Below are 24,638 nucleotides of genomic sequence, written 5' to 3' on the forward strand. Positions count from 1 at the left end.
AAATAAGATTCTTGTTATACTCTAAGTTGACGTTTATTACGTCTATTATGATTTGTATTGGAGGTAATTATTTTGATCGAAATTTTTAAAGCCATTATTCTAGGTATCGTTCAAGGTATAACTGAATGGCTACCTGTAAGTAGTACTGGCCATATGATATTAGTTGATGAATTTTTAAAACTAAATTTAAGTGCTCAATTTGTTAGTACTTTCTTAGTTGTAATTCAGTTTGGTTCTATACTTGCTGTTCTTACAATATTCTTTAAAAAGCTAAATCCATTTGATGGATCTAAAACTAGCTTTCAAAGAAGAGAAACTATAGATTTATGGATGAAAGTTGTAGTTGCTGTAATACCATCTGCTATACTTGGTTTCTTATATGATGATGCAATTGAGGCAGCATTCTTTAACCCTACAACTGTAGCAATAGCACTTATTGTTTACGGTATAATAATGATAGCTATCGAAAACAGAAATAAAAGACCTAAAATTAATGATTTTTCTCAAGTTACATATAAATTAGCTATAGGAATAGGATTATTCCAATGTTTAGCATTAATTCCTGGTACTTCTAGATCTGGATCTACTATAATAGGTGCATTATTACTTGGAGCATCTAGATATGTAGCTGCAGAGTTTTCATTCTTTTTAGCTATACCAACTATGCTTGGAGCTAGTGGATTAAAACTTGCCAAAGCAGGTTTTGCATTTAGTGGTTTAGAATGGGCTGTATTAGCTACTGGTTCGATCGTTGCTTTTATAGTTTCAGTATTCGTTATAAAACTTTTAATGGATTATATTAAAAAACATGACTTTAAAGTATTTGGATATTATAGAATAATATTAGGTATAATAGTTCTAGCTTACTTCTACCTTTTAAAATAATTCCAATTTCTTAAATATTAAATAATAGATATCAAAAGGAGTGTTTCTACTAATTTTTATAATTATAGATACACTCCCTTTTTATGTCTTTTAATATGTTTTATATCAGGGAAATATTTTTTTAAAATATTTACTTAGATTCTATAAGTAGTTTTATTATATCACTAGATTTTTCATTAAAAGTAGTAATAATACTTAGATAATCACAGGCCCTAGTTATTGCTAAATAAACTTTGTTTAAATCACCTACAAAATCATTTATTTGATAATCTTGACCTTTATCATTAATTGTATGATTATATAACATTTCTAACTCACAGAATATTAAAGCCTTATATTCAAGATTTTTTATAGTATATATATTTGATAATGTAATTCCTATTTTTTTGCTTATATTAGTTAAACTTTCTTCTGCATATATAAAAGGTATTTCAGCCTCTTCCAACGCTTTTTTTAACATATATTGGAAGTATATGGTTTTTCCACTTTTTAATCTTTTTTTATTATAAGGATAAATTATTCCTATTTCTGAATAACTTAATCCCTTTTTATTTACTAAGTATTCTATTTCCCAAATAATAGAACTAATTTGTTCTTCTAAATCACTTACTTTAATAATATTAACATCTGTACTTTCTTTTCTTAAAGGTTTTGTTGTATAAAATTCATTATTTGTTTTATTTTCTCTTAATGATTTGACATATGAGTTAGCATTTTGGGCAAAATTATTAGTAAATTGTACAAGACCTTTACTTTGCTTATAGTTTTTATCTAAATATACAATATCATCAAATTCTATATTTTCAAGATTATCTTTAAATATATTTAAATCACTACTAATATTTAAGGATTCACAAGAAAACACATTAAATATATATTTTGTTTTGTATAAAAACTCTTTTATAAACTCAACTTCTTCACTTTTGAAGCTTTCTACTTCATCAATAAATATTCCTTTAAACATATTCTTATTTTTTATTATATTTTTAGCTTGCTTAACTATATTATTAAATGCTTTATCATAATCCTTTTTAAGCATACTATAATCAATTACAAGATTATATTTTTTAGCTAGTTTAAATATAAATGAACTGTAAGTATATATTTCTAAATTAGTGTTATTTTTATATAATAATCCTACCTTTTCTTTCAATTCATTGCATATTTGTTTAGAATCTGTTAGTATTAAAAACTTATGATGAGGATATACCCTCGCAAGTTTAATGGCTCTAGAAAGCATTACTGTTGTTTTTCCTGTCCCTGAACCACCTTTAAATAAAGTATTTCCATATTTTATAGAAATACTGTCTACCATTTGTTTATTATCTAGCATTGTAGCGCTATACTTATATTCATCATTATAAAAAGAAATTTTCTTAAAGTTTTTATTAAAATGCGATTTATCATTTAATAAATAATATTCTGGGCATATATCTAATAAAAATAAATTTAAATCAATTTCGTTGTTAGCTTCATTTAAATAATCATTTAGTAATTCTTTATTTTCCATAATTTTTTTTAATTTATTTTTATCTACAATATGATTATTTACAAATTCTTCAAATTCATAACAATTATCTATTTCAACATAAGGCATTATAAATATATAATTATAAATTATGTTTTTATCTAATTGTTTCATCTTTAACTTTAGTAAATCATTTTCCTCATTCATTACTTCTAATAATTCTTCATCTAGTATAAAAAACAAATCTTCTGTAGTATCCATAAACTTTACAAAAATCAACTTATTATCCTTTATATATACTAAATCTGTATTTATCCCTTTAAAAGGAGTAACTTTTGGTATTAAATTAACTTCATTTTCTATTTCACTATAAAAGATTTTTTCAATTTCTTTTATCTTTAAGGCATCTAATTCTGAGTTAATCTTTATATATTGATTCACCTGACATTCCCCCTCTTTTAATATTAATTATATCATTTCAGCCTTAATTTTACTATATTTGGTTGTTTTATATATTTATTTTTCTTTATTTTCGACCTAACTTTTCAATTTTTATAATCCAAAAGGGAGAGCATAGCACTCCCCCCATCTATAATATTATTTTTTATAATTTTTTTCCATCCATATATTCATTTTTCTTCTTACTTCATTTTCTTTAACTTCATCAAACATAGCATCATTGATTGCGTATGTTTGAACTAAATCAGGAACTTCTATAGGATATTCTAAAAAATGACCATTTTTATTTTCAAAGCCAATACTCATTATCTCATATTGCTTATTATGTTCATTAAGAACTACTCCATATTCAACTTCTTTGTTATTTGTATCATTTTTTACTATTTTAACATATTGATTTTTAGCTAGTTGATTTAACATTCTTTCACCTCTTTTATTATTTTACTTTTATTATTGCCATTTTACCGTCTTATATTTCTAATTATTTTATTATAATTCTCGCCCTTTTCCTGAATCCATTATATTAACTAACTTTTGAGGATACGGATTAAAAAAAGTTTGTTTAATAAGTTCAGCATCATTAAATCTTAAAGCATAAATTTTTATAGCAACAAGCAAAGATGAAAAAGGAATTTTTTCATTTATATATAAATCAACTAATTCATCATTATAACTTAATTCTTCTTTATTTAATTTATTTTTATATCTATTAAATACATCTTTTATTATATCTGCCTTATTTGTTTTACTTCTTTTATTATTCAAAATTTCTTTAACTTTATTTATATATAAATCGTGTGTTTTTTCATTATTAATTAGATTTTCTAAAACTTCAACACTATTTGAGTCATATGATTTAAGTAGCATTTTATTATTTTCATGGAATTTTTTTATATCATTACAATCTTTTAGTCTATTGAGTGTAAAAATTTTAGTTAAAAATTCTTCTCTTAATATATAATTTTTTAGTCGTCCTTCATTTTCTATCAGAATTTTAAAGTCTTTTTCTATTAGTTTTTGTGCAAAAAATCCATTTCCATTCTTACTTATACTACACTTTTGGCCTTTTGGATAAATTTTAACATCTTTTATTCCACAAGACGGTGATTTACTCTTTAATATAAATCCATCTAAATCATCTACTTTTTTTATAAATTCTTCTGCAAACTCATACATTTCATTACTATAATCAATATTTGAATTATGTTGTATTAGCTTTAAGTCGTTTTCATGTTTCTCAATTCTAATAGGATCTCTAGGTGTCGCTAGCCCAATTTCAACTTCTGGACATACTGTTTCTATATCTATATATTCTCTAATAGATCTTATTACCTTATCATCAAAACCTTGTCCATCATATCTACATTTTTCTGAATTTAGGCATTTACTTATCATAACCTTTGGCTTTCTCATATTTTATGTCACTCCATGTGCTGTATATTTATATATATTTTTTTCATATTAACAATTTTTATTATTCAATTTTTTCCTAAGAATATATAATATATGGAGTAAATACAAACACAAAATATAAATCAAATAAAAAAGTCGCTTCGCTCTGTCGCCAACGACTTCATCTGTTGCTTAAAAATGTCATTTTTTACTTTCACAAAGATGTTAACATAAATATACTTCATGACTTATCCACAGTTTTTAAAGTATCACAAATTCCTTAAGCGTAAAAAAAAGAGAGGTTTTAAACCTCTCTTTTTATTTAGCGTATTCAATTGCTCTAGTTTCTCTTATTATACTTACTTTTATTTGACCTGGATATTCTAATTCATCTTCTATTTTCTTAGTCATGTCACGAGCTAATAAATGTATGTCTTCATCGCTTACATTTTCAGGTTTTACCATTATTCTAACTTCTCTACCTGCTTGTATAGCAAACGATTTTTCTACTCCCTCATATGAATTAGCTATTTCTTCTAATTTCTCTAATCTTCTTATATATGCCTCTAAAGTCTCACGTCTAGCCCCTGGTCTTGCTGCTGATATAGCATCTGCCGCAGTTACTAAAACAGCTTCTATTGTTTGTGGCTCATAGTCTCCATGGTGTGTACTCATAGCATGTATTACTTCTTTAGATTCTTTGTATCTCTTTAGTAAATCCATACCTATTTCAACATGAGTACCTTCCATTTCATGGTCTACTGACTTACCTATATCATGTAATAAACCAGCTCTTTTAGCTAATTTAACATCTGCTCCTATTTCTGCTGCCATTATACCTGCAATATGAGCAACTTCTATAGAATGTTTAAGAACATTTTGTCCATAACTTGTTCTATAGTTCAGTCTACCTAGTAATCTAATTAACTCTGGATGTAATCCATGAACACCTGTTTCAAATGCAGCTTGTTCCCCAAATTCTTTTATTATGTTATCTACTTCTTTTTTAGCTTTTTCAACCATTTCTTCTATTCTAGCTGGATGTATTCTACCATCTGCTATTAATTTTTCAAGAGCTATTCTTGCCACTTCTCTTCTTATAGGATCAAATCCTGATAAAATTACTGCTTCTGGAGTATCATCTATTATAAGATCTATTCCTGTTAATGTTTCTAAGGTTCTTATATTTCTACCTTCTCTACCTATAATTCTACCCTTCATTTCATCATTAGGTAAATTTACAACTGTAACAGTAGTTTCTGCAACATGATCTGCTGCACACTTTTGAATAGCATACCCTATAATTTCTCTTGATCTTTTTTCTGATTCCTCTTTAGCCTGAGATTCTATTTCTTTTATCATTATAGACATCTCACGTCTTACTTCTCTTTCTGCATTAGTTAAAATGATTTCCTTTGCTTTGTCTGAAGTTATTCCCGAAATATTTTCTAACTTTTCTAGTTGTCTAACCTTTATTTCTTCTACTTCATCTTCTTTTTTGGCTACATTTTTTAATTTATCACTTAAGCTCGTTTCTTTTGACTCTAAGTTTTGTAGCTTTCTGTCTAGTACTTCTTCTTTTTGTATCATTCTTTTTTCAAATTTTTGTAAGTCATTTCGTCTTTCTTTGTTTTCTCTTTCAGCTTCTGTTCTCCATTTATGGATTTCTTCTTTAGCTTCTAATAACTTTTCTTTTTGAACAGTTTCTGAGTCTCTATGTGCCTTATCTATTATTTCTTTGGCTAAGTTCTCAGCTTGGCCAATTTTCGCTTCAGATATGTTCTTTCTTACAAAATATCCAGCTATAATACCTACGGCTGCACCTATTAAAGTCATTATGATCTCTATGACATCCACCTCCTTTGTTAATAATCCCAAAATGTCATTTCTAAACCTTTTTTATCATTTTTATAATTACAAGTACATATATGATATATAATTTCATTAAATATTCATAATATATATTGCAATATCAACAAAATACCTTTATTTTTCTATTTCTAAAAATACTTTGCTATAAAATCAAATTTAGATATTTTATCTTTATTTAATTTTATAATTTTTTCTAACTCATGTCAAGTTAATAGGAGGTGTGTATTGCTTTTATTATTCTAAATTTTCTAATGTATCTTCTTCTTGTGGCGTATTCTCTTTATTTTCATCTAATTTGTAATGCGCTCTTACTTTTTCATCAATTTCAGTTATTAAATCTGGATTATCTGTTAAGAACTTTTTAACATTTTCTCTACCTTGTCCAAGCTTAGTATCATTATAGCTATACCATGCTCCAGATTTTTTTACTATATCCGCATCTGCCGCTATATCTAATAAATCCCCAACTTTAGATATACCTTCTCCATACATTATATCAAACTCTGCTTGTTTAAATGGTGGAGCCACCTTATTTTTTACTACCTTTACTCTAGTTCTATTACCGATAACTTTATCCCCTTGCTTAATAGAATCAATTCTTCTAACATCAAGTCTAACTGATGAATAGAACTTAAGTGCACGACCACCAGTAGTTGTTTCTGGGTTACCGAACATAATACCTACTTTTTCTCTTAATTGGTTTATAAATATAGCAACACAATTTGATTTTTTAATAGAACCCGTTAATTTTCTTAAAGCTTGTGACATAAGTCTTGCTTGTAGACCAACATGAGAATCTCCCATATCTCCTTCTATTTCAGCTCTTGGAACAAGTGCTGCAACTGAGTCAACTACTATTATATCTATAGCCCCACTTCTTATAAGTGCTTCTGCTATTTCAAGAGCTTGTTCTCCTGTATCTGGTTGAGATATTATTAAATTATCTATATCTACACCTAGAGCCTTTGCATATACTGGATCAAGTGCATGTTCTGCATCTATAAATGCCGCTATTCCACCTTGTTTTTGAGCTTCTGCAACAGTATGTAGAGCAACTGTTGTTTTCCCTGAAGATTCAGGCCCATAAACTTCTATTATTCTTCCTTTAGGTAAACCACCTATTCCAACTGCTATATCTAAACCAATTGAACCTGTTGGAATAATATCTATTGCCATAGATGTAGCTTCTCCTAATTTCATTACCGAACCTTTACCAAATTCTTTTTCTATATTACCTAACGCTTGGTTAAGTGCTTTTAATTTATCTTGGTCTATACTCATATTTATCCATCCCTTCATCTATATAAAATTCAAACATTTGTTCTGTAACTTTCTATATTGATTATATATCAAATTTAAACTTACGTCAATTCTTAAAAATTTTATAATAATAAAATTACCACACCCATTTTATTTATAAACCTTTATAGGTACTTTTATACATTTTATTATTATATTTACCCTTATTATTTTAACTTAACACTTTTTAAATAATTTTATAAATATTTAATTTAATATAATATCTCAAAAAAATAAAAACAGCGATAACACTAAGTGCCTCGCTGCTTTTTACTATTTACTATCCATAAATAATTCTTTATTTTTATATAAATATTCCCATCCTGAGTATAAAGTTAAAAGAGTAGCTATTAATATAGATATATCACCTATAGTCACTAACAATTTATTATTAAAGTTAGCTCCTAATAATAGTACTATTATAGCAATCATTTGAGTTATTGTTTTTAACTTTCCACCACCACTTGCTGCAATTACTTTTCCATCAGCTGCGGCAATGGCTCTTAGAATACTTACAGTTAATTCTCTTGCTACTATTATTATTACCATCCAACTAGCTACAAGTCCCATTTCTATCATACATGTTAATGCTGATATAACTAATAATTTATCTGCTAACGGATCCATAAACTTTCCAAAATCAGTTACTAAATTATATTTTCTAGCTATATGCCCATCCATAGCATCTGTTATAGATGCAATAATAAATATTATACATGCTATTAAAAACTTGTTTGGTATATTAAGTAACATAGTTATTATAAATACTGGTATTAAAAATATCCTAAATAAAGTTAATTTATTAGGCAAGTTCATCAATTACATCTCCCATCAAATCATACTCTAATGCATTGTTGATTTTTACCTTTACAAAGTCACCTGTATTAAGTTGATCTTTAGACTTTACATAAACTATACTGTCAATTTCCTCTGCATCCCCTTGCGTTCTTCCTATATATACTTTATCCTCTACTTGTTCTTCTATTAACACCTCATATACATTTCCAACCTTAGCTGCATTTAATTCTTGAGATATTTCTTGCTGAACTAACATTAAAGCATCTCTTCTTTCAACCTTAATATCTTCTTCTAAGTGATTCGGTAGTTTATCAGCAGCTGTATCTTCTTCTCTTGAGTATGCAAATGCTCCTAATCTGTCAAACTTTACTTTTTGGGCAAAGTCTATAACTTCTTTAAAGTCCTCTTCCGTTTCTCCAGGGAATCCAACTATTATAGTAGTTCTTATTGTCGCATTAGGTATATGTGTTCTTATCATTTCAATCTTAGATAGTATATCTTCTTTAGTTGTTCTTCTATTCATTAACTTAAGTATTTTATTACTTGCATGTTGTATAGGCATATCAAAGTAATTACAGATATTATCGTATTTTTTTATAACTTTAACTAATTCCTCTGTTATTGACTCTGGGTATGAATACATTATTCTTATCCATTTGAATCCTTCTATTTTTGCAAGTTCCTCTAAAAGTTCTGGTAGCATCTCTTTACCATATATATCACAACCGTACTTAGTTGTATCTTGAGCTATAACTACAACTTCTTTAACACCTCTAGATGCTAACTCTTTAGCTTCTTTAACTATATCTTCCATCTTTCTACTTCTGTATTTCCCTCTTAATTTAGGTATTATACAGTAAGTACAATGATTGTCACAACCTTCTCCTATTTTTAAATAAGCCATATGACTTGGAGTAGATATATATCTTGGAAGTTCTTCATTAAAAGCAAATTCTATATCATTTAGACTTACTATTTGCTTTTCTTCTTTTAGTCCATTGATTATATCATCTATATTTTGATAACTTCCTGTTCCTACTATAGCATCTATTTCTGGTATTTCATTTTTTAATTCTTCAGCATATCTTTGGGCTAGGCATCCTGTTACTATAAGAATTTTAAGATTTCCAGTTGTTTTATATTGTGCTAAATCAAGTATAGTATCTATTGACTCTTGTTTTGCTGATTCAATAAACCCACATGTATTTACTATTATTATATCAGCATCTGAAAAATCTCCAACTAACTTATAACCTTTTCTATTTAATATACCCATCATTATTTCTGCATCTACTAAGTTTTTTGAACACCCTAGTGATTCTAGTGCTATCTTTAACATTTTATTGCTCCTTCCGCTGCTGCCTTATGGAAATTAATTACTTCATCTAAAGCTTTATCCATATTGTCAAAATTTATAACTTTATTGTAAGTATATTTTTCTACCGAATGCATATATAAAGGATCATAGTACTCTAATAAGTACTTTTCGACTAACTCTTCATATTTTCCTTCTTCTAATAAATTTATATACTCATCAACTTTTTTATGTCCTAGTCTTTTTCTAAATTTATCTATACAATTTTTTAACACTTCTATATGTTCTTTGTCTCTATCATATATATAATCTCTGCAAAGTCTCTTTACTCTATTTTCTAAACTACAATTTAGAAGTATGTGATATCCATCTCTTATTATGCCTTCATAAATTTCATTTGGTACACAAACATGTCCAACTCTTTTACTTTCACTTTCTATAAATATATAATCTGTTTTTGAAAAATATAACTTTTCAAAAATTTTACTTTCAAATTTTTTCTGTGATGGAGGCTTTTTATCAAATGTTATAAACCCAAAAGTAGAACCACTATTTTTAGCCTTACCTTCTAAGTCTATCATATCTACTTCCTTTTCCTCTAACATTTTCAATAAATCAGTCTTTCCTGCGCCTGTAAGTCCATGAACCACTATAAAGTGTTTATATTCCATTACATCTTTTAGGTAGTCTAGCACAAAATTTCTATAAGCCTTATATCCACCTTCAAGTTTGTATACATTAACACCTAATGAGTCTAATAAGTTAACTACCGAACCACTTCTCATTCCACCTCTAGCGCAATATACAACTATATTATCATATTCCTTTGCTAGACGATTAGTTTCACGGTATATATCTTTTAATTTATATGATACATAATCAAACCCGATTTCTATAGCTTCATGCTTTCCTTGCATTTTATATATAGTTCCGACTTCATTATGCTCATTATCCTTAAATAAAGGCATACTAAAAGAATTTAGTATATTATCCTCATTATATTCTGATTCTGTTCTTACATCTATAAATATTGCATTTTCAAGTTTAAGTGCCTCTTCAACTTTAATTGTCTTCAATTTTATTCACCTTCTAAATTTTGTAAGTCTTGTTTGCTAATTAAAACCTTTCTAGGTTTACTTCCTTCACTTTGACCAACTATTCCTCTTTCTTCCATAGAATCTATTAATCTTGCAGCCCTATTAAATCCTATTTTGAATTTTCTTTGTAGCATCGACGCTGACCCTTGTCCACTTTCAACTACAAACTCTATAGCCTCACTTAGTAATTCATCTTCATCACTAGACTTAGCTATTGTAGCCTTAGAAATAGTTTCCATTATTTCTTCTTCATATTTTACTTCTTCTTTAACTTGGCTCTTTACAAAGTCTATTACTCTTTCCGATTCTCCCTCTGAGATAAATGCACCTTGAAGTCTTACTGGTTTCGCTGCACCTAATGGGTAGAATAACATATCCCCCTTACCAAGTAATTTCTCAGCTCCACCCATATCAAGTATAGTTCTAGAATCTGTTTGAGATGAAACTGCAAATGCGATTCTTGATGGTATGTTAGCTTTTATAACCCCTGTTATAACATCAACAGATGGTCTTTGAGTTGCTACTATTAAATGCATTCCAGCAGCTCTTGCCATTTGTGCTAATCTACAAATATAATCTTCAACATCATTTGCACTTGCCATCATTAAATCTGCAAGCTCATCTATTATTATTACTATTTTAGGTAATTTTTCTTCTGCTTTTTCATTATAGCTTGTTATATCTTTTACTTGCGTATCTGCAAATAGTTTATATCTTCTATTCATTTCTACGACTGCCCAATTAAGTGCACTTGCTGCTTTTTTAGGATCTGTAACTACAGGTATTAATAAATGAGGTATTCCATTGTAGTTAGCAAGTTCAACTACCTTAGGGTCTATTAATAATAATTTTACTTCATCAGGTTTCGCTTTATATAATATTGAACTTATTAATGTATTTACACAAACACTTTTCCCTGATCCTGTTGATCCTGCAATAAGCATATGTGGCATTTTTGAAATATCACTTATTACAACTTTTCCACTTATATCTTTACCAAGAGCCATTGCAAGCGGAGACTCAAATTTTTTAAACTCTTCACTTTCTAATACTTCTCTTACCGATACCATTTGAGCATTTTCATTTGGAACTTCTATTCCTATTGCACTTTTACCAGGTATCGGAGCCTCCATCCTTATACTTTTAGCAGCTAAACTTAGTGCTATATCATCTGTTAAGTTAACTATTTTGCTAACTTTAACACCAGGACTTGGTTGTATTTCATACCTAGTTATTGTAGGTCCTACTGTAACTTGATTAACTTTAGCCTCTACTCCAAAGTCTGATAATGTCTTTTCTAATAAAGATGCATTTTTTAATACTTTTTTCTTACCATTCTCGTCAGTCTTTTTTTCCATTTTATTCAATAGATCAGCTGTTGGCATTTTATAATTTTCATAGTTAGCCTCTGGCTTTATATCTATCATTTGAGTTTTATCTGCATCATATGTTTTAGATGTTTTTATTGGTTGTTCTTTTACATCTTCACAAGTTGTATTGTTAAAGCTTTGAAGCTCTTTTATAACTTCAAGTTCAGGCATACTCTGAGTTCCTTCTAATATTTCTAGATATTCATCTTCTGCCTTGTTAAATCCAACTATCTTTATAGTTTTATCATCTACTGAATCTTCCATATCCATAGCAGGCTCTTCTTTTTCTTTTCCTTTTTTCTTTTTCATTGACTTGAAGAAACCTTCTTTTTCAATCATAGTATCTTCATCAACTTCATCCGTCATCATATCTAAAGCAGATTTTTTCACATTAGAAACAGCATCTTTTAAACTTATGTTCCCATTTTTAACTCCCGTTGTTTTAGCTTTTATATTTAATATTAAATCTTTAACAGATATATTAAATATAAACATACCTACTATAATAAGCGCAAATATACTTATCATCCAACCACCTGTTATACCAAACATTTTACTTATATAATAAGTTATAGTTGTAGATATTAGTCCAGGTCCTTCACCATTTACACCCATTTCCATTACAGGTTTTAACATTTCTCCACTTAAGGGACTATCTACTGGTAGACTTCTAGCATTTAATAATCCATAGAATATAAATATAAATAAAATTCCTACATAATAAACCTTAGTATTTTTTAATCTATATATATATTCGTTACCTTCAAAAAATCCAAGTATACCTGTTATTATAACTATAAATGGGATAACTATAGAAAGTGCTCCAAATAAGCCTTTAAATAGTGATTGCATCATACCGCCTATGAATCCCATAGAGCTTGAATTTAAACTATATAATAAAAATATACCTATAAATATGGTTACTAAGTTATGATATTCTGCATTAAAACTAGATTTTTTATCTTTTTTCTTACTCTTTTTCTTTTTCGCCACCCATCTCACCTCTTACTTTTTTTATTTAGTTAACCCAATCACAGCAAAAAGTGTTAATGCCTTAACACTAACACTTTTTACTGTATTTTTTAATTATATCATAGAATATATTATTTAAACAAATCTTATTTGTTATCTTTGAAGTTCTGGCTATTTTCATCTGATTCTTTTATTAATTCTTTTAATTTAGCAATGGCATCTTTTAATCCACCAACTTCATTTATTAATCCACATTCAACGGCTTCTTTACCTATTAAAACACTACCAACATCACTTACTAATTCATCTTTTGAGTGCATAATTTTTTCTAGTTCTCCTCTTTCAATGTCTGATGTTCTTATTATAAATTGAACAATTCTTTCTTGCATTTTTTTAAAATACTCAAAAGTTTCATTAACACCTATAACTAAACCATTTGTTCTAATAGGATGAACTATCATTGTTGCTGTTGGAGCTATAAACGAATAATCTCCAGCTGTTGCAAGAGGTACACCTATACTATGACTTCCACCTAATACAAGTGTAACTACTTTTTTAGATGTGCTATTTATTAATTCTGCCATAGCAAGGCCTGCTTCTACATCTCCACCCACTGTATTTAATACTATTAGCACTCCTTTTATTTCTGGATTTTCTTCTATTGAATAAAGCATTGGTATTATATGTTCATATTTAGTAGCCTTTTTTTGAGGATTTCCAATAAAGTGTCCCTCTATTTCACCAATAATAGTTATACATTGTATTTCTTTAGATGATTTCTGAGGCATTTCTGGAACTCCCATTTGCTTTACATCTTGAATTTCTGGAGTTTCATTTTTAGGTGATTCATCACTTTCACTTTTTATTAAAGTTTGTTTCTTTTCTTTGCCTTCAAATTCTATGTGATTATTATAATTAATATCGTTATCGTAATATCTCATATGTAATACTCCTCTCAAAATTTACTTTCAATTTATTTTTACCAAATCAGCTTAAAAAATTCATTTATCCAAAATTTAGGTAAAATAATTTAATTTTATTAATTATTAACATTGAAAGCATAAAAGTATTACTGATATTATAGTTATTTGGAATTTTTATTTATTTTAGATAAAATTCATTATGAATTGCGTGTACAGTATTTGACATGTCTTCCTTTTTAACTAAGCATGAAATTGTCATACTAGAATCTGATGTTTGAAGTAATTGTATTTTTGATTTTGATAGCGCTCTTACTACTTTTGCCATAACACCAGGTGTTCCACTTATTTTTGCACCTATTAATGTCACTTTAGCACAATCTTTATTTATTTTATACTCTATACTATATTTTTTTAATATTTCTTCTAGATCTTCTATAGAATCCTCTTCCACAACAAATGATTTTTCCTCTATGAAAAAATTTATCATATCTATACTTATATTTTTATTTTCTATTTGATTTAATATCTTACTAAAAGTTTCTTCATCAGATTTAACTTTTATTTGCGCTACTTTATCCTTATGTGCTACAGCAGTCATTAGGCTATTTTCCTTTTCATATTCTACAATTTCTGATATACAATCTAAACAAATTTTAGTTCCTTCACAACTTGGATTTAATGTATTTTTTATACATAATGTTATATTTGCGCTTTTAGCCAACTGAACAGCTCTTGGGTGTATTACTTTTGCACCTTTATCAGCCATTTGAAAAACTTCTTCATAGTCTATACATTTTAAAACTTTAGCTTCTGGTTCCACTCTTGGATCTGCTGTCATTATTCCATCCACATCAGTATATATTTCAACAACATCACACCCTAAAGCTTTTCCTATTGCTACTGCAGATGTATCACTTCCACCTCTACCTAGAGTTGTTATTTCTCCAGATTCAGTAGCACCTTGGAATCCAGCTATTACAACAACTTTACCTGTCTCTAATTCTTTAAATATCCTTTGAGGATTTATATCTGTTATTTTAGCATTGGAGAAATTATCAGTTGTTGTTATACCAGCTTGATTTCCTGTTAAAAATACGGAATCAATTTTTCTAGATTTAAGCATATTTACTAATATAGTTCCTGATATCATTTCTCCACAGCTCATTATTATATCTAGTTCTCTTTTTGAAGGTTCATTATTTATTTTATCGCATAAGCTTATTAAAGTGTCTGTTGCATATGGAGCTCCTTGTCTACCCATAGCAGATACTACTACAACCAAACCTAAACTTTCTTTTGATTCTTTATAGCTTTTAATTATCTTACAAACCTCATTCATTTTCTCATATGATTCAACTGATGTCCCACCAAATTTTTGAACTAAGATTTCCATACTACCCCCCTAATAAATTCCGTCATATTCAATTATTATCATGTCATTACCTATCTTTCTTACATTTCTCCATGGTACCTCTAAAACAGACTTATCTTTTCTTAATCCAAAGAATCCTCTTTCTTTAGGTATTAATAACGCTAGTATATCTCCTGTAGTTTCATCTAATATAAGGTCACATTCTCCAATTACCCCTAATCTTTCTCCTGTAACTAGGTTAACTATTTCTTTACCTGCGATTTCAGATAAATTCATTTTTATCCCCCCAATAGTTTCTCTATTATAATTTTATACTTTCTACATCTTTTCCTACTATGCAAACCCCTAGTTTGTCTATATTAAATATCTTATCAATAACTACTTTTATTGTTTCTTCATCTACCTCATCTATAAGCTTTAATATTTCATTAGTGTCTTTTACCTTTTTACTTAAAAGCATAGATTTTCCAATAGACATCATCCTGCTACTAGTACTTTCTAGACCTAATATATAACTACCTTTTAATTGCTCTTTTGTTTCTTGTATTTCTTTTTCAGTAAGATAGTTTTCTCTTATGTCTTTAATTTCCTCTATAACTAAATTATATACATCCTCTAGATTTTCGTTACTCATACTAGCAAATATACCTAGTTCTCCACACTTTCTATACAAACTTTGAGATGAATATATCGAGTATACTAAACTTTCTTCTTCTCTTATTTTTTGAAACAACCTAGAACTTACACTTCCTCCAAAAACAGTATTTATTATGGCTAATGCATAAACTTCCTTAGTGTTTTCTACAGGAATAGCTTCTAAGCTCATAGCAAGATTAACTTGTTCTGTATCTTTATTCTTAGTTATAAAACAGTTTTTAAACTCAGCTTGATTTACCTGTACATTTACTTCTTTGCCTTCCCATAAACTAAATTTATCTTCTATTTTTTTTACCATTTCTTCGAATTTGAAATTCCCTGATATAGCTATAACTGAATTATTTGGTATATAATATTTTCCAAAATACTCTAATATCTCTTTTTGATTTATATCATATAATGATTTTTTAGTACCTATTATATTCATTCCCAGACCGTCACCGGCATATATATTCTCAGTCAATAAATCATACGCTAAATCTTCTGGTGAATCTTCATACATTTTTAATTCTTCTAATATTACTAGTCTTTCTTTATCTATATCGTCTTTATCAAATAACGGATTTAAAATCATATCGCTTAATACATCTATTCCTATATCAATATGAGAATCCAATAATTTAACATAATAGCATGTGCACTCCTTGCTTGTGAATGCATTTATTTGTCCACCTAAATTATCTATCTCACTAGCTATTTGTTTAGATGTTCTATTTTTAGTTCCTTTAAATAACATATGCTCTATAAAATGAGATACCCCACTCACCTTTTCTTCTTCTATTCTTGAACCAGCATTTACCCATACACCTAGTGATATAGATTTTAAATACGGTATTTCTTCCCCTATTATTGTAAGTCCATTTTTTAATACATGCGTTTTATACATAACATCCTCCATATTTTTGTCTTTATTTAATATATGCTCTATTTACATCTATTTTCAATCTATATAATTTAGTATTTTTTTAGTAAATTATATTTAATTTGTATCATAGTCCACAATTTAATTCTGTAAATATATCACCTACATGTATTAAATTATAAGTTACACACTTTATTTATTCAACTACTACTATTTCAATTTAAAATATATCACTTAACTTACCTGGTTTTAGTCCTTTATCTCTTACTATTTGAATAATATCATCGATGCATTCTGTAGTTGCCTTTGTAGGATGCATAAGTACTATACTATTATCTTGAATATCTTTTTTCTTAACTCTATCTACAATAACGTCTGGCTCTTCTCTATATTTCCAATCTATAGTGTCTACATCCCATTTTATACAAGTATATCCTAATTCTTTAGCAGCCTTCATAGTACCTTCACCAAAAGAACCCGATGGTGCTTGGAAAAATTTTGTTTCTTCTTTTATAACATCTTCTATTATTTTTTTTGATGTCTTTATTTGTTCTAAATTTTCTTCGTACGATAATTTTGCATAATCTAAATGTCTATGTCCATGATTTCCAATTTCATGACCTTGTCCCTTAATTTTAAGGAGTAAATCTTGATTTTTTTCTGCCCATCTTCCTGTAACATTAAAAGTTATTTTAACATCTTCTTTTTGTAAAACTTCTAATATTTTTTCTACATATTCACTTTCCCATCCAAGGTCTACGTTGCAAGTTAGTGCAACGTATCCACTTTCTACCTTTGTTCCTTGGTAATATGGAGACTCAGTAGAATCAAATCTGTTAAATGTCGTAGTGCTGTTACCTTTTTTAATCATAAATACAATTCCTAATATTACAAGCAATATTATTGCTAGTGATATAATGATTTTTTTAAGTTTTTTTTTGTTAACTACCATCATTATCATTATGAATTCCTCCTAAAACTATTTATACATTTATGTAACCTGTACAATTTCATTCTCTATATATACTATTAGCTTGTGTATGTATTTATGACATTTAAAAACTTAGATAACCTTAAAACATTATATATTTAACACTTAATATAAATTTTCGCTAAATAAAAAAGAAGCCCGTAATAGACTTCTTTTTTATTTAACTTCTTATTATTTTTCTTCTTTTTTTTCTGCTTTTTCTGGCTTTGGTAAAAGAACTTTTCTAGATAAATTTACTCTTCCTTTTTCATCTATTTCTGTTACCTTAACTTCAACTTCATCCCCTATGTTTAAAACATCTTCAACCTTAGCTACTCTTTCGTGAGCTATATGAGATATATGAAGTAATCCTTCTTTTCCTGGAAGTACTTCAACGAAGGCTCCGAAGTTCATTATTCTAGTTACTTTACCAGTATAAGTATGTCCAACTTCAGCTTCTGCAACTATATCATTTATCATTTTTTGAGCAAGTTTTATCATATCTGGATCAACTCCACCTATGAATACTTCTCCTGTTTGTTCTATATCTATTTTAACGCCTGTTTCATCTATTATCTTAGTTATAACTTTTCCACCAGGTCCTATTACATCTCTTATCTTATCTGGATTGATGTTCATAGTTATTATCTTAGGTGCATATCTAGATAATTCTGGATTTGGTTTAGCTATTGTTTTTCTCATTTCATTAAGTATGTGTATTCTACCCGCTTTAGCTTGAGTTAAAGCATTTCTTAGAACTTCTTCATCTATACCAGCTATTTTAATATCCATTTGTATAGCAGTTATACCATTTTCTGTTCCTGCAACTTTAAAGTCCATATCTCCTAAATGGTCTTCCATCCCTTGTATATCTGAAAGTACTGCTACCTTATCATCATGCTTTATAAGACCCATTGCTATACCTGCAACCATATCTTTTATAGGTACACCCGCATCTAATAAAGATAATGTTGATCCACATACACTACCTTGAGATGTAGAACCATTTGAACTTAGTACTTCAGAAACTACTCTTATTGCATAAGGGAATTCATCTTTTGATGGAAGTACTGGTATTAAAGCTCTTTCAGCAAGTGCTCCATGTCCTATTTCTCTTCTTCCTGGCCCTCTTGATGGTCTAGCTTCACCAACACTGTATGCTGGGAAATTGTAGTTATGCATATATCTTTTAGTTTCTTCTTCGTCTAATCCGTCTAATATTTGAGCTTCACCTAATGCACCAAGAGTTGTTATTGACATAACTTGAGTTTGACCTCTTGTAAATAATCCCGAACCATGAGTTCTAGGTATAAATCCATGATCACACCATATTGGTCTTATCTCTTCTAAACCTCTGTTATCCGGTCTTACATTTTCATGAACTATAAGTTTTCTAACTTCCTCTTTAATTATTGCATGTAAAGTTTCTTCTACATCCATACCGAACTCTTCTAATATATCTTCAAAATGAGTAAAAGTAGCTTCTTTTACTGCATCCATTTTTTCCATTCTTTCAAGTTTTTCTACTGTTTTTACGGCTTCTTTCATATCTGCAGTAGCAAACTCACGAACTGCTTTTTCTACTTCTTCATCAATTTTATGTAGTTCGAATTCCATTTTTTCTTTTCCAACTGCAGCTACTATTTCTTCTATGAAAGCCACTACTTTTTTGATTTGCTCATGTGCAAATAGTATAGCTTCAAGCATTAAGTTATCTGGTATTTCTTCTCCACCAGCTTCAACCATCATTATTGCATCTTTAGTTCCTGATACTACAAGATGCATAGTACTTTTTTCTCTTTCTTCTGCTGTAGGGTTTACTACAAAAGCTCCGTCCACTAAACCTATTAAAACAGATCCAGTTGGCCCATTAAATGGTATTTCAGATATTGATAAAGCTATTGATGAACCTATCATAGCTACTATATCAGGAGTACAATCTTGATCTACTGATAAAACTGTAGCTACTACTTGTACATCATTTCTAAACCCTTTTGGGAATAGAGGTCTTATTGGTCTATCTATAAGTCTAGAAGTAAGAACTGCCTTTTCAGAAGGCTTCCCTTCTCTTTTTAAGAAACCACCTGGAATCTTACCAACTGAATATAATTTTTCTTCATAATCAACACTTAGAGGGAAGAAATCTATTCCATCTCTTGGCTTTGCTGATTTAGATGTATTTACCATTACCATAGTATCACCATATCTAAGTATAGCACTACCACTAGCAAGTTCTGCTATTTTTCCTATTTCAACAGAAAGTTCTCTTCCTGCTAAATCCATTTTAAATATTTTATGTTCAAACATTAATGCTTGCCTCCTCTTTTTAAAACCGCTTTTATCATCCTATGTACTATATTATCAAAAATAGTATAAATTAACAACATAAAAGTAATACACTGGCTTTGATTGATTATTTTTAACATACTATAGGATAATAATACTTCTTGTATTTAATTTATTATTTACTTATTACATCAAAATTAATCATATCTAGTTTGAACAACTTATCGCTAAAATTTCTGGACCTGTATGAGAACAAATACAAGCTCCTCCTCTTGTCATATATATAGATTTTGCTTTTATATTTTCCTCTACTTCTTTCTTTAATTCATTAAAATCTTTTTCATTTGATCCGTATCCAATTATTATATTTTTATCTTCTAATGTTTCATATTTCTCTTTTATTAAATCTATTATAGTATGAACAGCATGTTTTTTACCTCTTACTTTATCTAATAAAGATATGTTTCCATCCTTAACACCAAATATTGGTTTTAAATTTAGCATATTACCTATAGTAGCTGTTGTCACTGATACTCTACCACTTCTTTTTAAATACTCTAATGTATTAACCACAAAGAATAAATTTACACTTTCTCTTATATTTTCTAACTCTTTTATCATTCCTTTACTATCTATTCCCGTATCTAATAATTCACATGCTTTAATTATGTACTGAGCACTTCCTAATGATAAAGTTAATGTATCAAATACTTCTATCTTTCCTTCTGTATCATTTTTAGCCATAACCGCACTTTGATATGTACCTGATGATTTTGATGATCCTGTTATACAAACTATTTCATAATCTTTTGCATATTTATCGAAGGCTTCTTTAAATTCCATGTATGTTGCTTGTGATGTTTTTGGTACATCCTTTCCTTCTTTCATCATTTTGTAAAATTCTTCATTACTTATATTGACACCATCTTTATATTCATTTTCATTTATTATTATAGTTAATGGTATAATTTCTATATTATGCTTCTTTACTAATTCCTCGGGTACATCACATAGACTGTCACAAATTAATTTTATCTTCATTACATATTCCTCCTCATATTTTGCTTTATTTATTTCTGATTTTCCACCCTTTTTATTTCTCTACATATACCAAAATCACCTTTTATATTTTGAATTATTATCTTAATCGCTAAAATATAATCACAGCTTATATCCATCTTATATCATTTTCATAGAAACAGTACTATTCATAGATTTAAATTTCTATAAAGTATATTTTATATCAAATTTAAATTTGATGCAAAATTTACCACAGTATTTTTTTAGCATAAAACCTTGTCCTAAAACTTAAAATAATAATTTTATTAAATTATATGTGTGTTTTTTAGTATTATAAAAAGCATGTTTCTAAAAAATAATTTAAAAACATGCTTATCTTAAAATTTTATTTAATATTTATTTTTATATGTTTTTTCAAAATCTGAGCTACAGGAATACCTATAATCATACCTATAATTATTTGAGTTATGTTTCCAGGTATAGATGCCATTGCTTTAATGTGATTTCCATACAATATTATTTCTGTAATATAATATCCAAATATCATCCATATACCAGATAATACTATTGCTATTATATTAGTTATAATATTATTTCCGTCTTTGCCATTAGACCAAGCTATACGACCTATTATATATCCCATAATTCCCCTTACAACAAATGTAAACGGTGCCCATATTGCCCATTCTGATAATAAATCAAATAAAGCCATACCAAAAGCACCTGCAATAGCACCTTTTTTTTGCCAAAAACTATGGCTGCTATAAAAAGCATTGTATTTCCTAAATGAACAAGCCCGCCACTTGATGCTATTGGTAATCTTATATTTATAAATCTAGTAGCTATAAATACTAATGCAATAAGTAATGCTGTTTCAACTAAATCCCTAGTTGTATTTTTTTGATTACTTTTGCTTGTTACCTCCATAAAAACTCCCCCCTATTTTTTATTTGTAGTACTTGTTAAATCTATCCACTAAGTTATACTTACCATTAAATCCCATTTTTCTTAAACTTATATCTATTGTGTTTAATATATTTAATATCTTATCTATTCTAGCATTTTCCCCCATATGTCCAATTCTAAGTAGCTTATCTTTGTATTGTGATAATGATGTTGCAACTAAAGTATTATAGTTTTCTAGCATATAATTTGATAAATTTAATGCACCTATATTTTCAGGTATCTTTACTGCAGTTACAGTGTTTGAATAACCATTTTCTAAGAATAGCCCTAATCCATAGTCTTTTATTGCATTTCTTGTTGCGTACGCTATTTTATCATGTCTAGCTAATACACTTTGTATGCCTTCTTCTAAAACATTATCTATAGCCTTGTCCAAACCAATAATATCGCTTATTGGCATTGTATAAGGAAAACTCTTTTTCTCATAATAATTTTCCCATATACTTAAATTACAATAAAATCCAATTATTTTAGACTTTCTATTTTTTATAATATTTTTAGCATCTTTACTAATAGACACTATAGTTAATCCCGCAGGAGCAGATATGGCTTTTTGAGATCCTCCTAAAACTATATCTATCATCCATTCGTCTACTTTAAGTTCTTCTCCAACCATTGCTGCAACTGAATCTACAACTGTTAATATTCCGTATTTCTTTAATAATGGGCATATTTTACTTAAATCATTAAGTACCCCTGTAGGAGTATCACAATGCACGACAGTGGCATATTTAAAGTTATGATCATTTTCTAAAAATTCTTCTAAACTTTTTATATCAATATCCTTTTTATAATCCTGACTAAAAAGGACAGCCTCTCCTCCATACATGCTAACAAAATCTTTAAATCCCTCTCCAAATATTCCATTATCTATGACTAACACGCGGTCCCCTGCCTCTGTCAAAGATGCACACGCTGCTTCAAGACCTAATATGCCTTCTCCACTCAATATATAAATATCATTTTTTGTATTTATTATTTTTCCTATTTTGTCACATGTATTTTTATAAAAATTTACAAAATCCTTATCTATATCAGGATTTGTAGTTTTAGTAGCTCTAGCTAGTCTTACATTTTCTCTTACATCTGTTGGTCCTGGTGTATAAACTATTTTATTATTCATTCCTTTTACCTCCTTGCATACCTTTTCATAAATATTGTATATTACTTTCCTATATTATGGTACAATTTTAATTTATTTCAAAATTGTACGGATACATTTTTACAGTATTAACTATTTAATTTTCTTCAATAAAAAAAGAGCTAATTAAAAATCAGCTCTTTTTTATTATTGATATAGGTATACTTGTACAAAAAAGAGAAGGTATATACCTTCTCTTTTATATCATAAAGTAAATTATTATTTTCTTAATCCTAACTTAGCTATTAACGCTCTGTATCCTTCTAAGTCTCTATCTTTTAAGTAAGCTAATAAGTTTCTTCTTCTACCAACCATTTTTAATAATCCTCTTCTTGAGTGGTGGTCTTTTTTGTGAGTTTTTAAGTGATCATTTAACTCATTTATTCTAGCTGTTAATAAAGCTATTTGTACTTCTGGAGAACCTGTATCTCCTTCTTTTCTTCCGTATTCTTTTATTATTTGTTCTTTGTTCATCATCATTGTGATTTACCTCCATAAATTTAAAATCGCCTATCACTAAGCACTAATTGGAGTAATTAAATGCCGAGTAATGGTTACTTGAATTATTTTATCATACATTTTTCAGTTTTGCAAATATACTTTTCAAAAACATAATTAGTATCTTTTCCTAGCTGATTTTTTAATTCTTCTAGAGATGAGAACTTCTTTTCATCCCTTATTCTTTCTAAAAATTCAACTTTTATATTTTTACCGTATATATCTTCATCAAACTCTAAAATGTTAGTTTCTATTGATAAACTTTTACCATTTACAGTAGGATTATAACCTACATTTGTTGCACCAAAGTAAACTTTATCTTCAACATATACTTTAGTTGCATATATTCCATTTTTAGGAATAACCATATTATTATCACTTTCTAGGTTTGCAGTGGGAAATCCTATTGTTCTTCCTAGTTTCTTTGAATGAATTACTCTACCTTCTAATTGATAATTATATCCTAGATATTGTCTTACTTTATCCAAACTACCTTCTAATATTAAACCTCGAATTTTCGTACTACTTACTCTTATTCCATTTATTCTTATAGGACTTACTACCTGTAGCTTAAATTTGTATTTATGTGATAATAGCTGCAATGAATCAATGTTTCCTTCTTTATTTCTTGCAAATGTGAAGTCATGCCCTATTATAAGTTTCTCTATATTAAGTTTATTAACTAAAATATTTCTTACAAATTCATTAGGTGTAATTTTAGTCATATAATCATCAAAAGGTATACTTATAACCATATCCACGCCCATATTTTTAAGTATAGCTAACTTTTGCTTTTCACTTATAATATTTTTTACGGAATTTGGTATAAAATAATTGCCCGGATGGTTTTCAAATGTAAATACTATACTTTGAATGTTGTTCTTCTTAGCATAGTCTACAGTTTCTTTTATAAGAACCTGATGACCTTTATGAAGACCATCGAAGTTCCCTATAGTTATAACACTTTTATTTTTATTATTTATTTCATTTATAGATTTTATAGTATTCATAATGAT

General features: G+C 28.3%; 20 protein-coding genes and 1 pseudogene. 1 reads left to right on the forward strand and 20 read right to left on the reverse strand.

Features of this window, described 5'->3' with window-relative positions; translation table 11 throughout:
- The first annotated feature begins 72 nt into the window (after positions 1-72).
- Positions 73-885, forward strand: coding sequence for an undecaprenyl-diphosphate phosphatase (locus tag BLP75_RS05520; RefSeq protein ID WP_425262135.1), 813 nt, complete (start codon positions 73-75; stop codon positions 883-885).
- Positions 886-1,015: 130 nt separating this feature from the next.
- On the opposite strand, the gene BLP75_RS05525 is transcribed toward BLP75_RS05520, so the two are convergent.
- The 20 genes and pseudogenes from BLP75_RS05525 to BLP75_RS05620 form a co-directional block, all read right to left on the reverse strand.
- Positions 1,016-2,794, reverse strand: a complete 1,779-nt coding sequence (locus BLP75_RS05525) for a DEAD/DEAH box helicase family protein (protein WP_092724625.1) — start codon at positions 2,792-2,794, stop codon at positions 1,016-1,018.
- A 156-nt stretch (positions 2,795-2,950) separates the two neighbouring features.
- On the reverse strand, positions 2,951-3,232 hold the full coding sequence (locus BLP75_RS05530; protein WP_092724627.1) for a hypothetical protein: 282 nt from the start codon (positions 3,230-3,232) through the stop codon (positions 2,951-2,953).
- A 69-nt stretch (positions 3,233-3,301) separates the two neighbouring features.
- A complete protein-coding gene (locus BLP75_RS05535) occupies positions 3,302-4,225 on the reverse strand; it encodes a DUF523 and DUF1722 domain-containing protein (RefSeq protein ID WP_092724629.1) in 924 nt (307 codons plus the stop codon).
- A gap of 297 nt (positions 4,226-4,522) precedes the next feature.
- Positions 4,523-6,040, reverse strand: coding sequence for a ribonuclease Y (rny, locus tag BLP75_RS05540; protein WP_330385784.1), 1,518 nt, complete (start codon positions 6,038-6,040; stop codon positions 4,523-4,525).
- A gap of 270 nt (positions 6,041-6,310) precedes the next feature.
- Positions 6,311-7,357, reverse strand: a complete 1,047-nt coding sequence (recA, locus tag BLP75_RS05545) for a recombinase RecA (RefSeq protein WP_092724631.1) — start codon at positions 7,355-7,357, stop codon at positions 6,311-6,313.
- 291 nt (positions 7,358-7,648) lie between these two features.
- Positions 7,649-8,191 carry a CDP-diacylglycerol--glycerol-3-phosphate 3-phosphatidyltransferase gene (gene pgsA / locus BLP75_RS05550; protein WP_092724633.1) on the reverse strand — a complete coding sequence of 181 codons (543 nt, stop codon included), beginning with the start codon at positions 8,189-8,191 and terminating at the stop codon, positions 7,649-7,651.
- Entirely contained in the window at positions 8,178-9,512 is a 1,335-nt protein-coding gene (gene rimO / locus BLP75_RS05555) for a 30S ribosomal protein S12 methylthiotransferase RimO (protein ID WP_092724635.1), read from the reverse strand. Before rimO ends, pgsA begins: the two co-directional genes overlap by 14 nt.
- Positions 9,506-10,564 (reverse strand): tRNA 2-selenouridine(34) synthase MnmH, encoded by a 1,059-nt coding sequence (mnmH, locus tag BLP75_RS05560; protein WP_092724637.1) that lies wholly within the window; start codon positions 10,562-10,564, stop codon positions 9,506-9,508. Before mnmH ends, rimO begins: the two co-directional genes overlap by 7 nt.
- A gap of 2 nt (positions 10,565-10,566) precedes the next feature.
- On the reverse strand, positions 10,567-12,948 hold the full coding sequence (locus BLP75_RS05565) for a DNA translocase FtsK (protein WP_092724639.1): 2,382 nt from the start codon (positions 12,946-12,948) through the stop codon (positions 10,567-10,569).
- Positions 12,949-13,073: 125 nt separating this feature from the next.
- On the reverse strand, positions 13,074-13,868 hold the full coding sequence (locus tag BLP75_RS05570) for a ClpP family protease (protein ID WP_092724641.1): 795 nt from the start codon (positions 13,866-13,868) through the stop codon (positions 13,074-13,076).
- A gap of 160 nt (positions 13,869-14,028) precedes the next feature.
- Positions 14,029-15,243 (reverse strand): aspartate kinase, encoded by a 1,215-nt coding sequence (gene dapG / locus BLP75_RS05575; RefSeq protein WP_092724643.1) that lies wholly within the window; start codon positions 15,241-15,243, stop codon positions 14,029-14,031.
- Between the two features lie 9 nt (positions 15,244-15,252).
- A complete protein-coding gene (locus BLP75_RS05580; RefSeq protein ID WP_092724645.1) occupies positions 15,253-15,498 on the reverse strand; it encodes a YlmC/YmxH family sporulation protein in 246 nt (81 codons plus the stop codon).
- A gap of 25 nt (positions 15,499-15,523) precedes the next feature.
- Positions 15,524-16,765 carry a M16 family metallopeptidase gene (locus BLP75_RS05585; protein ID WP_092724647.1) on the reverse strand — a complete coding sequence of 414 codons (1,242 nt, stop codon included), beginning with the start codon at positions 16,763-16,765 and terminating at the stop codon, positions 15,524-15,526.
- A gap of 196 nt (positions 16,766-16,961) precedes the next feature.
- Positions 16,962-17,702: a polysaccharide deacetylase family protein gene (locus BLP75_RS05590; protein ID WP_092724649.1), complete on the reverse strand. Its 741-nt coding sequence runs from the start codon at positions 17,700-17,702 to the stop codon at positions 16,962-16,964.
- Positions 17,703-17,903: 201 nt separating this feature from the next.
- Entirely contained in the window at positions 17,904-20,018 is a 2,115-nt protein-coding gene (locus BLP75_RS05595; protein WP_092724651.1) for a polyribonucleotide nucleotidyltransferase, read from the reverse strand.
- A 186-nt stretch (positions 20,019-20,204) separates the two neighbouring features.
- Positions 20,205-21,038, reverse strand: a complete 834-nt coding sequence (locus BLP75_RS05600) for a DegV family protein (protein ID WP_092724653.1) — start codon at positions 21,036-21,038, stop codon at positions 20,205-20,207.
- A gap of 364 nt (positions 21,039-21,402) precedes the next feature.
- Positions 21,403-21,944: pseudogene (locus BLP75_RS18600) on the reverse strand (ECF transporter S component).
- Positions 21,945-21,963: 19 nt separating this feature from the next.
- A complete protein-coding gene (locus BLP75_RS05610) occupies positions 21,964-23,106 on the reverse strand; it encodes a pyridoxal-phosphate-dependent aminotransferase family protein (protein ID WP_092724655.1) in 1,143 nt (380 codons plus the stop codon).
- Positions 23,107-23,343: 237 nt separating this feature from the next.
- Positions 23,344-23,601 (reverse strand): 30S ribosomal protein S15, encoded by a 258-nt coding sequence (rpsO, locus tag BLP75_RS05615; protein ID WP_092724717.1) that lies wholly within the window; start codon positions 23,599-23,601, stop codon positions 23,344-23,346.
- Positions 23,602-23,687: 86 nt separating this feature from the next.
- The gene (locus tag BLP75_RS05620; protein WP_092724656.1) at positions 23,688-24,632 is read right to left on the reverse strand and encodes a bifunctional riboflavin kinase/FAD synthetase; all 945 of its coding nucleotides are present in this window, start codon (positions 24,630-24,632) and stop codon (positions 23,688-23,690) included.
- Between the last annotated feature and the right edge of the window lie 6 nt (positions 24,633-24,638).

Origin of the sequence: Romboutsia lituseburensis DSM 797 (genome assembly GCF_900103615.1) — a bacterium.
Taxonomy (GTDB): Bacteria; Bacillota; Clostridia; order Peptostreptococcales; family Peptostreptococcaceae; genus Romboutsia_F; species Romboutsia_F lituseburensis.

Excerpts from the sequence above, each read along its gene's own strand:
- BLP75_RS05530 (WP_092724627.1), bottom strand. The coding sequence starts at position 3,232 with ATGTTAAATCAACTAGCTAAAAATCAATATGTTAAAATAGTAAAAAAT.
- BLP75_RS05535 (WP_092724629.1), bottom strand. The coding sequence starts at position 4,225 with ATGAGAAAGCCAAAGGTTATGATAAGTAAATGCCTAAATTCAGAAAAA.
- rny (WP_330385784.1), bottom strand. The coding sequence starts at position 6,040 with ATGACTTTAATAGGTGCAGCCGTAGGTATTATAGCTGGATATTTTGTA.
- recA (WP_092724631.1), bottom strand. The coding sequence starts at position 7,357 with ATGAGTATAGACCAAGATAAATTAAAAGCACTTAACCAAGCGTTAGGT.
- pgsA (WP_092724633.1), bottom strand. The coding sequence starts at position 8,191 with ATGAACTTGCCTAATAAATTAACTTTATTTAGGATATTTTTAATACCA.
- rimO (WP_092724635.1), bottom strand. The coding sequence starts at position 9,512 with ATGTTAAAGATAGCACTAGAATCACTAGGGTGTTCAAAAAACTTAGTA.
- BLP75_RS05570 (WP_092724641.1), bottom strand. The coding sequence starts at position 13,868 with ATGAGATATTACGATAACGATATTAATTATAATAATCACATAGAATTT.
- dapG (WP_092724643.1), bottom strand. The coding sequence starts at position 15,243 with ATGGAAATCTTAGTTCAAAAATTTGGTGGGACATCAGTTGAATCATAT.
- BLP75_RS05580 (WP_092724645.1), bottom strand. The coding sequence starts at position 15,498 with ATGAATTTATCTGAAATCGCAGGTAAAGAAATAGTTAACCTAGTTACA.
- BLP75_RS05585 (WP_092724647.1), bottom strand. The coding sequence starts at position 16,765 with ATGTATAAAACGCATGTATTAAAAAATGGACTTACAATAATAGGGGAA.
- BLP75_RS05590 (WP_092724649.1), bottom strand. The coding sequence starts at position 17,702 with ATGATAATGATGGTAGTTAACAAAAAAAAACTTAAAAAAATCATTATA.
- BLP75_RS05595 (WP_092724651.1), bottom strand. The coding sequence starts at position 20,018 with ATGTTTGAACATAAAATATTTAAAATGGATTTAGCAGGAAGAGAACTT.
- BLP75_RS05600 (WP_092724653.1), bottom strand. The coding sequence starts at position 21,038 with ATGAAGATAAAATTAATTTGTGACAGTCTATGTGATGTACCCGAGGAA.
- BLP75_RS05610 (WP_092724655.1), bottom strand. The coding sequence starts at position 23,106 with ATGAATAATAAAATAGTTTATACACCAGGACCAACAGATGTAAGAGAA.
- rpsO (WP_092724717.1), bottom strand. The coding sequence starts at position 23,601 with ATGATGAACAAAGAACAAATAATAAAAGAATACGGAAGAAAAGAAGGA.
- BLP75_RS05620 (WP_092724656.1), bottom strand. The coding sequence starts at position 24,632 with ATGAATACTATAAAATCTATAAATGAAATAAATAATAAAAATAAAAGT.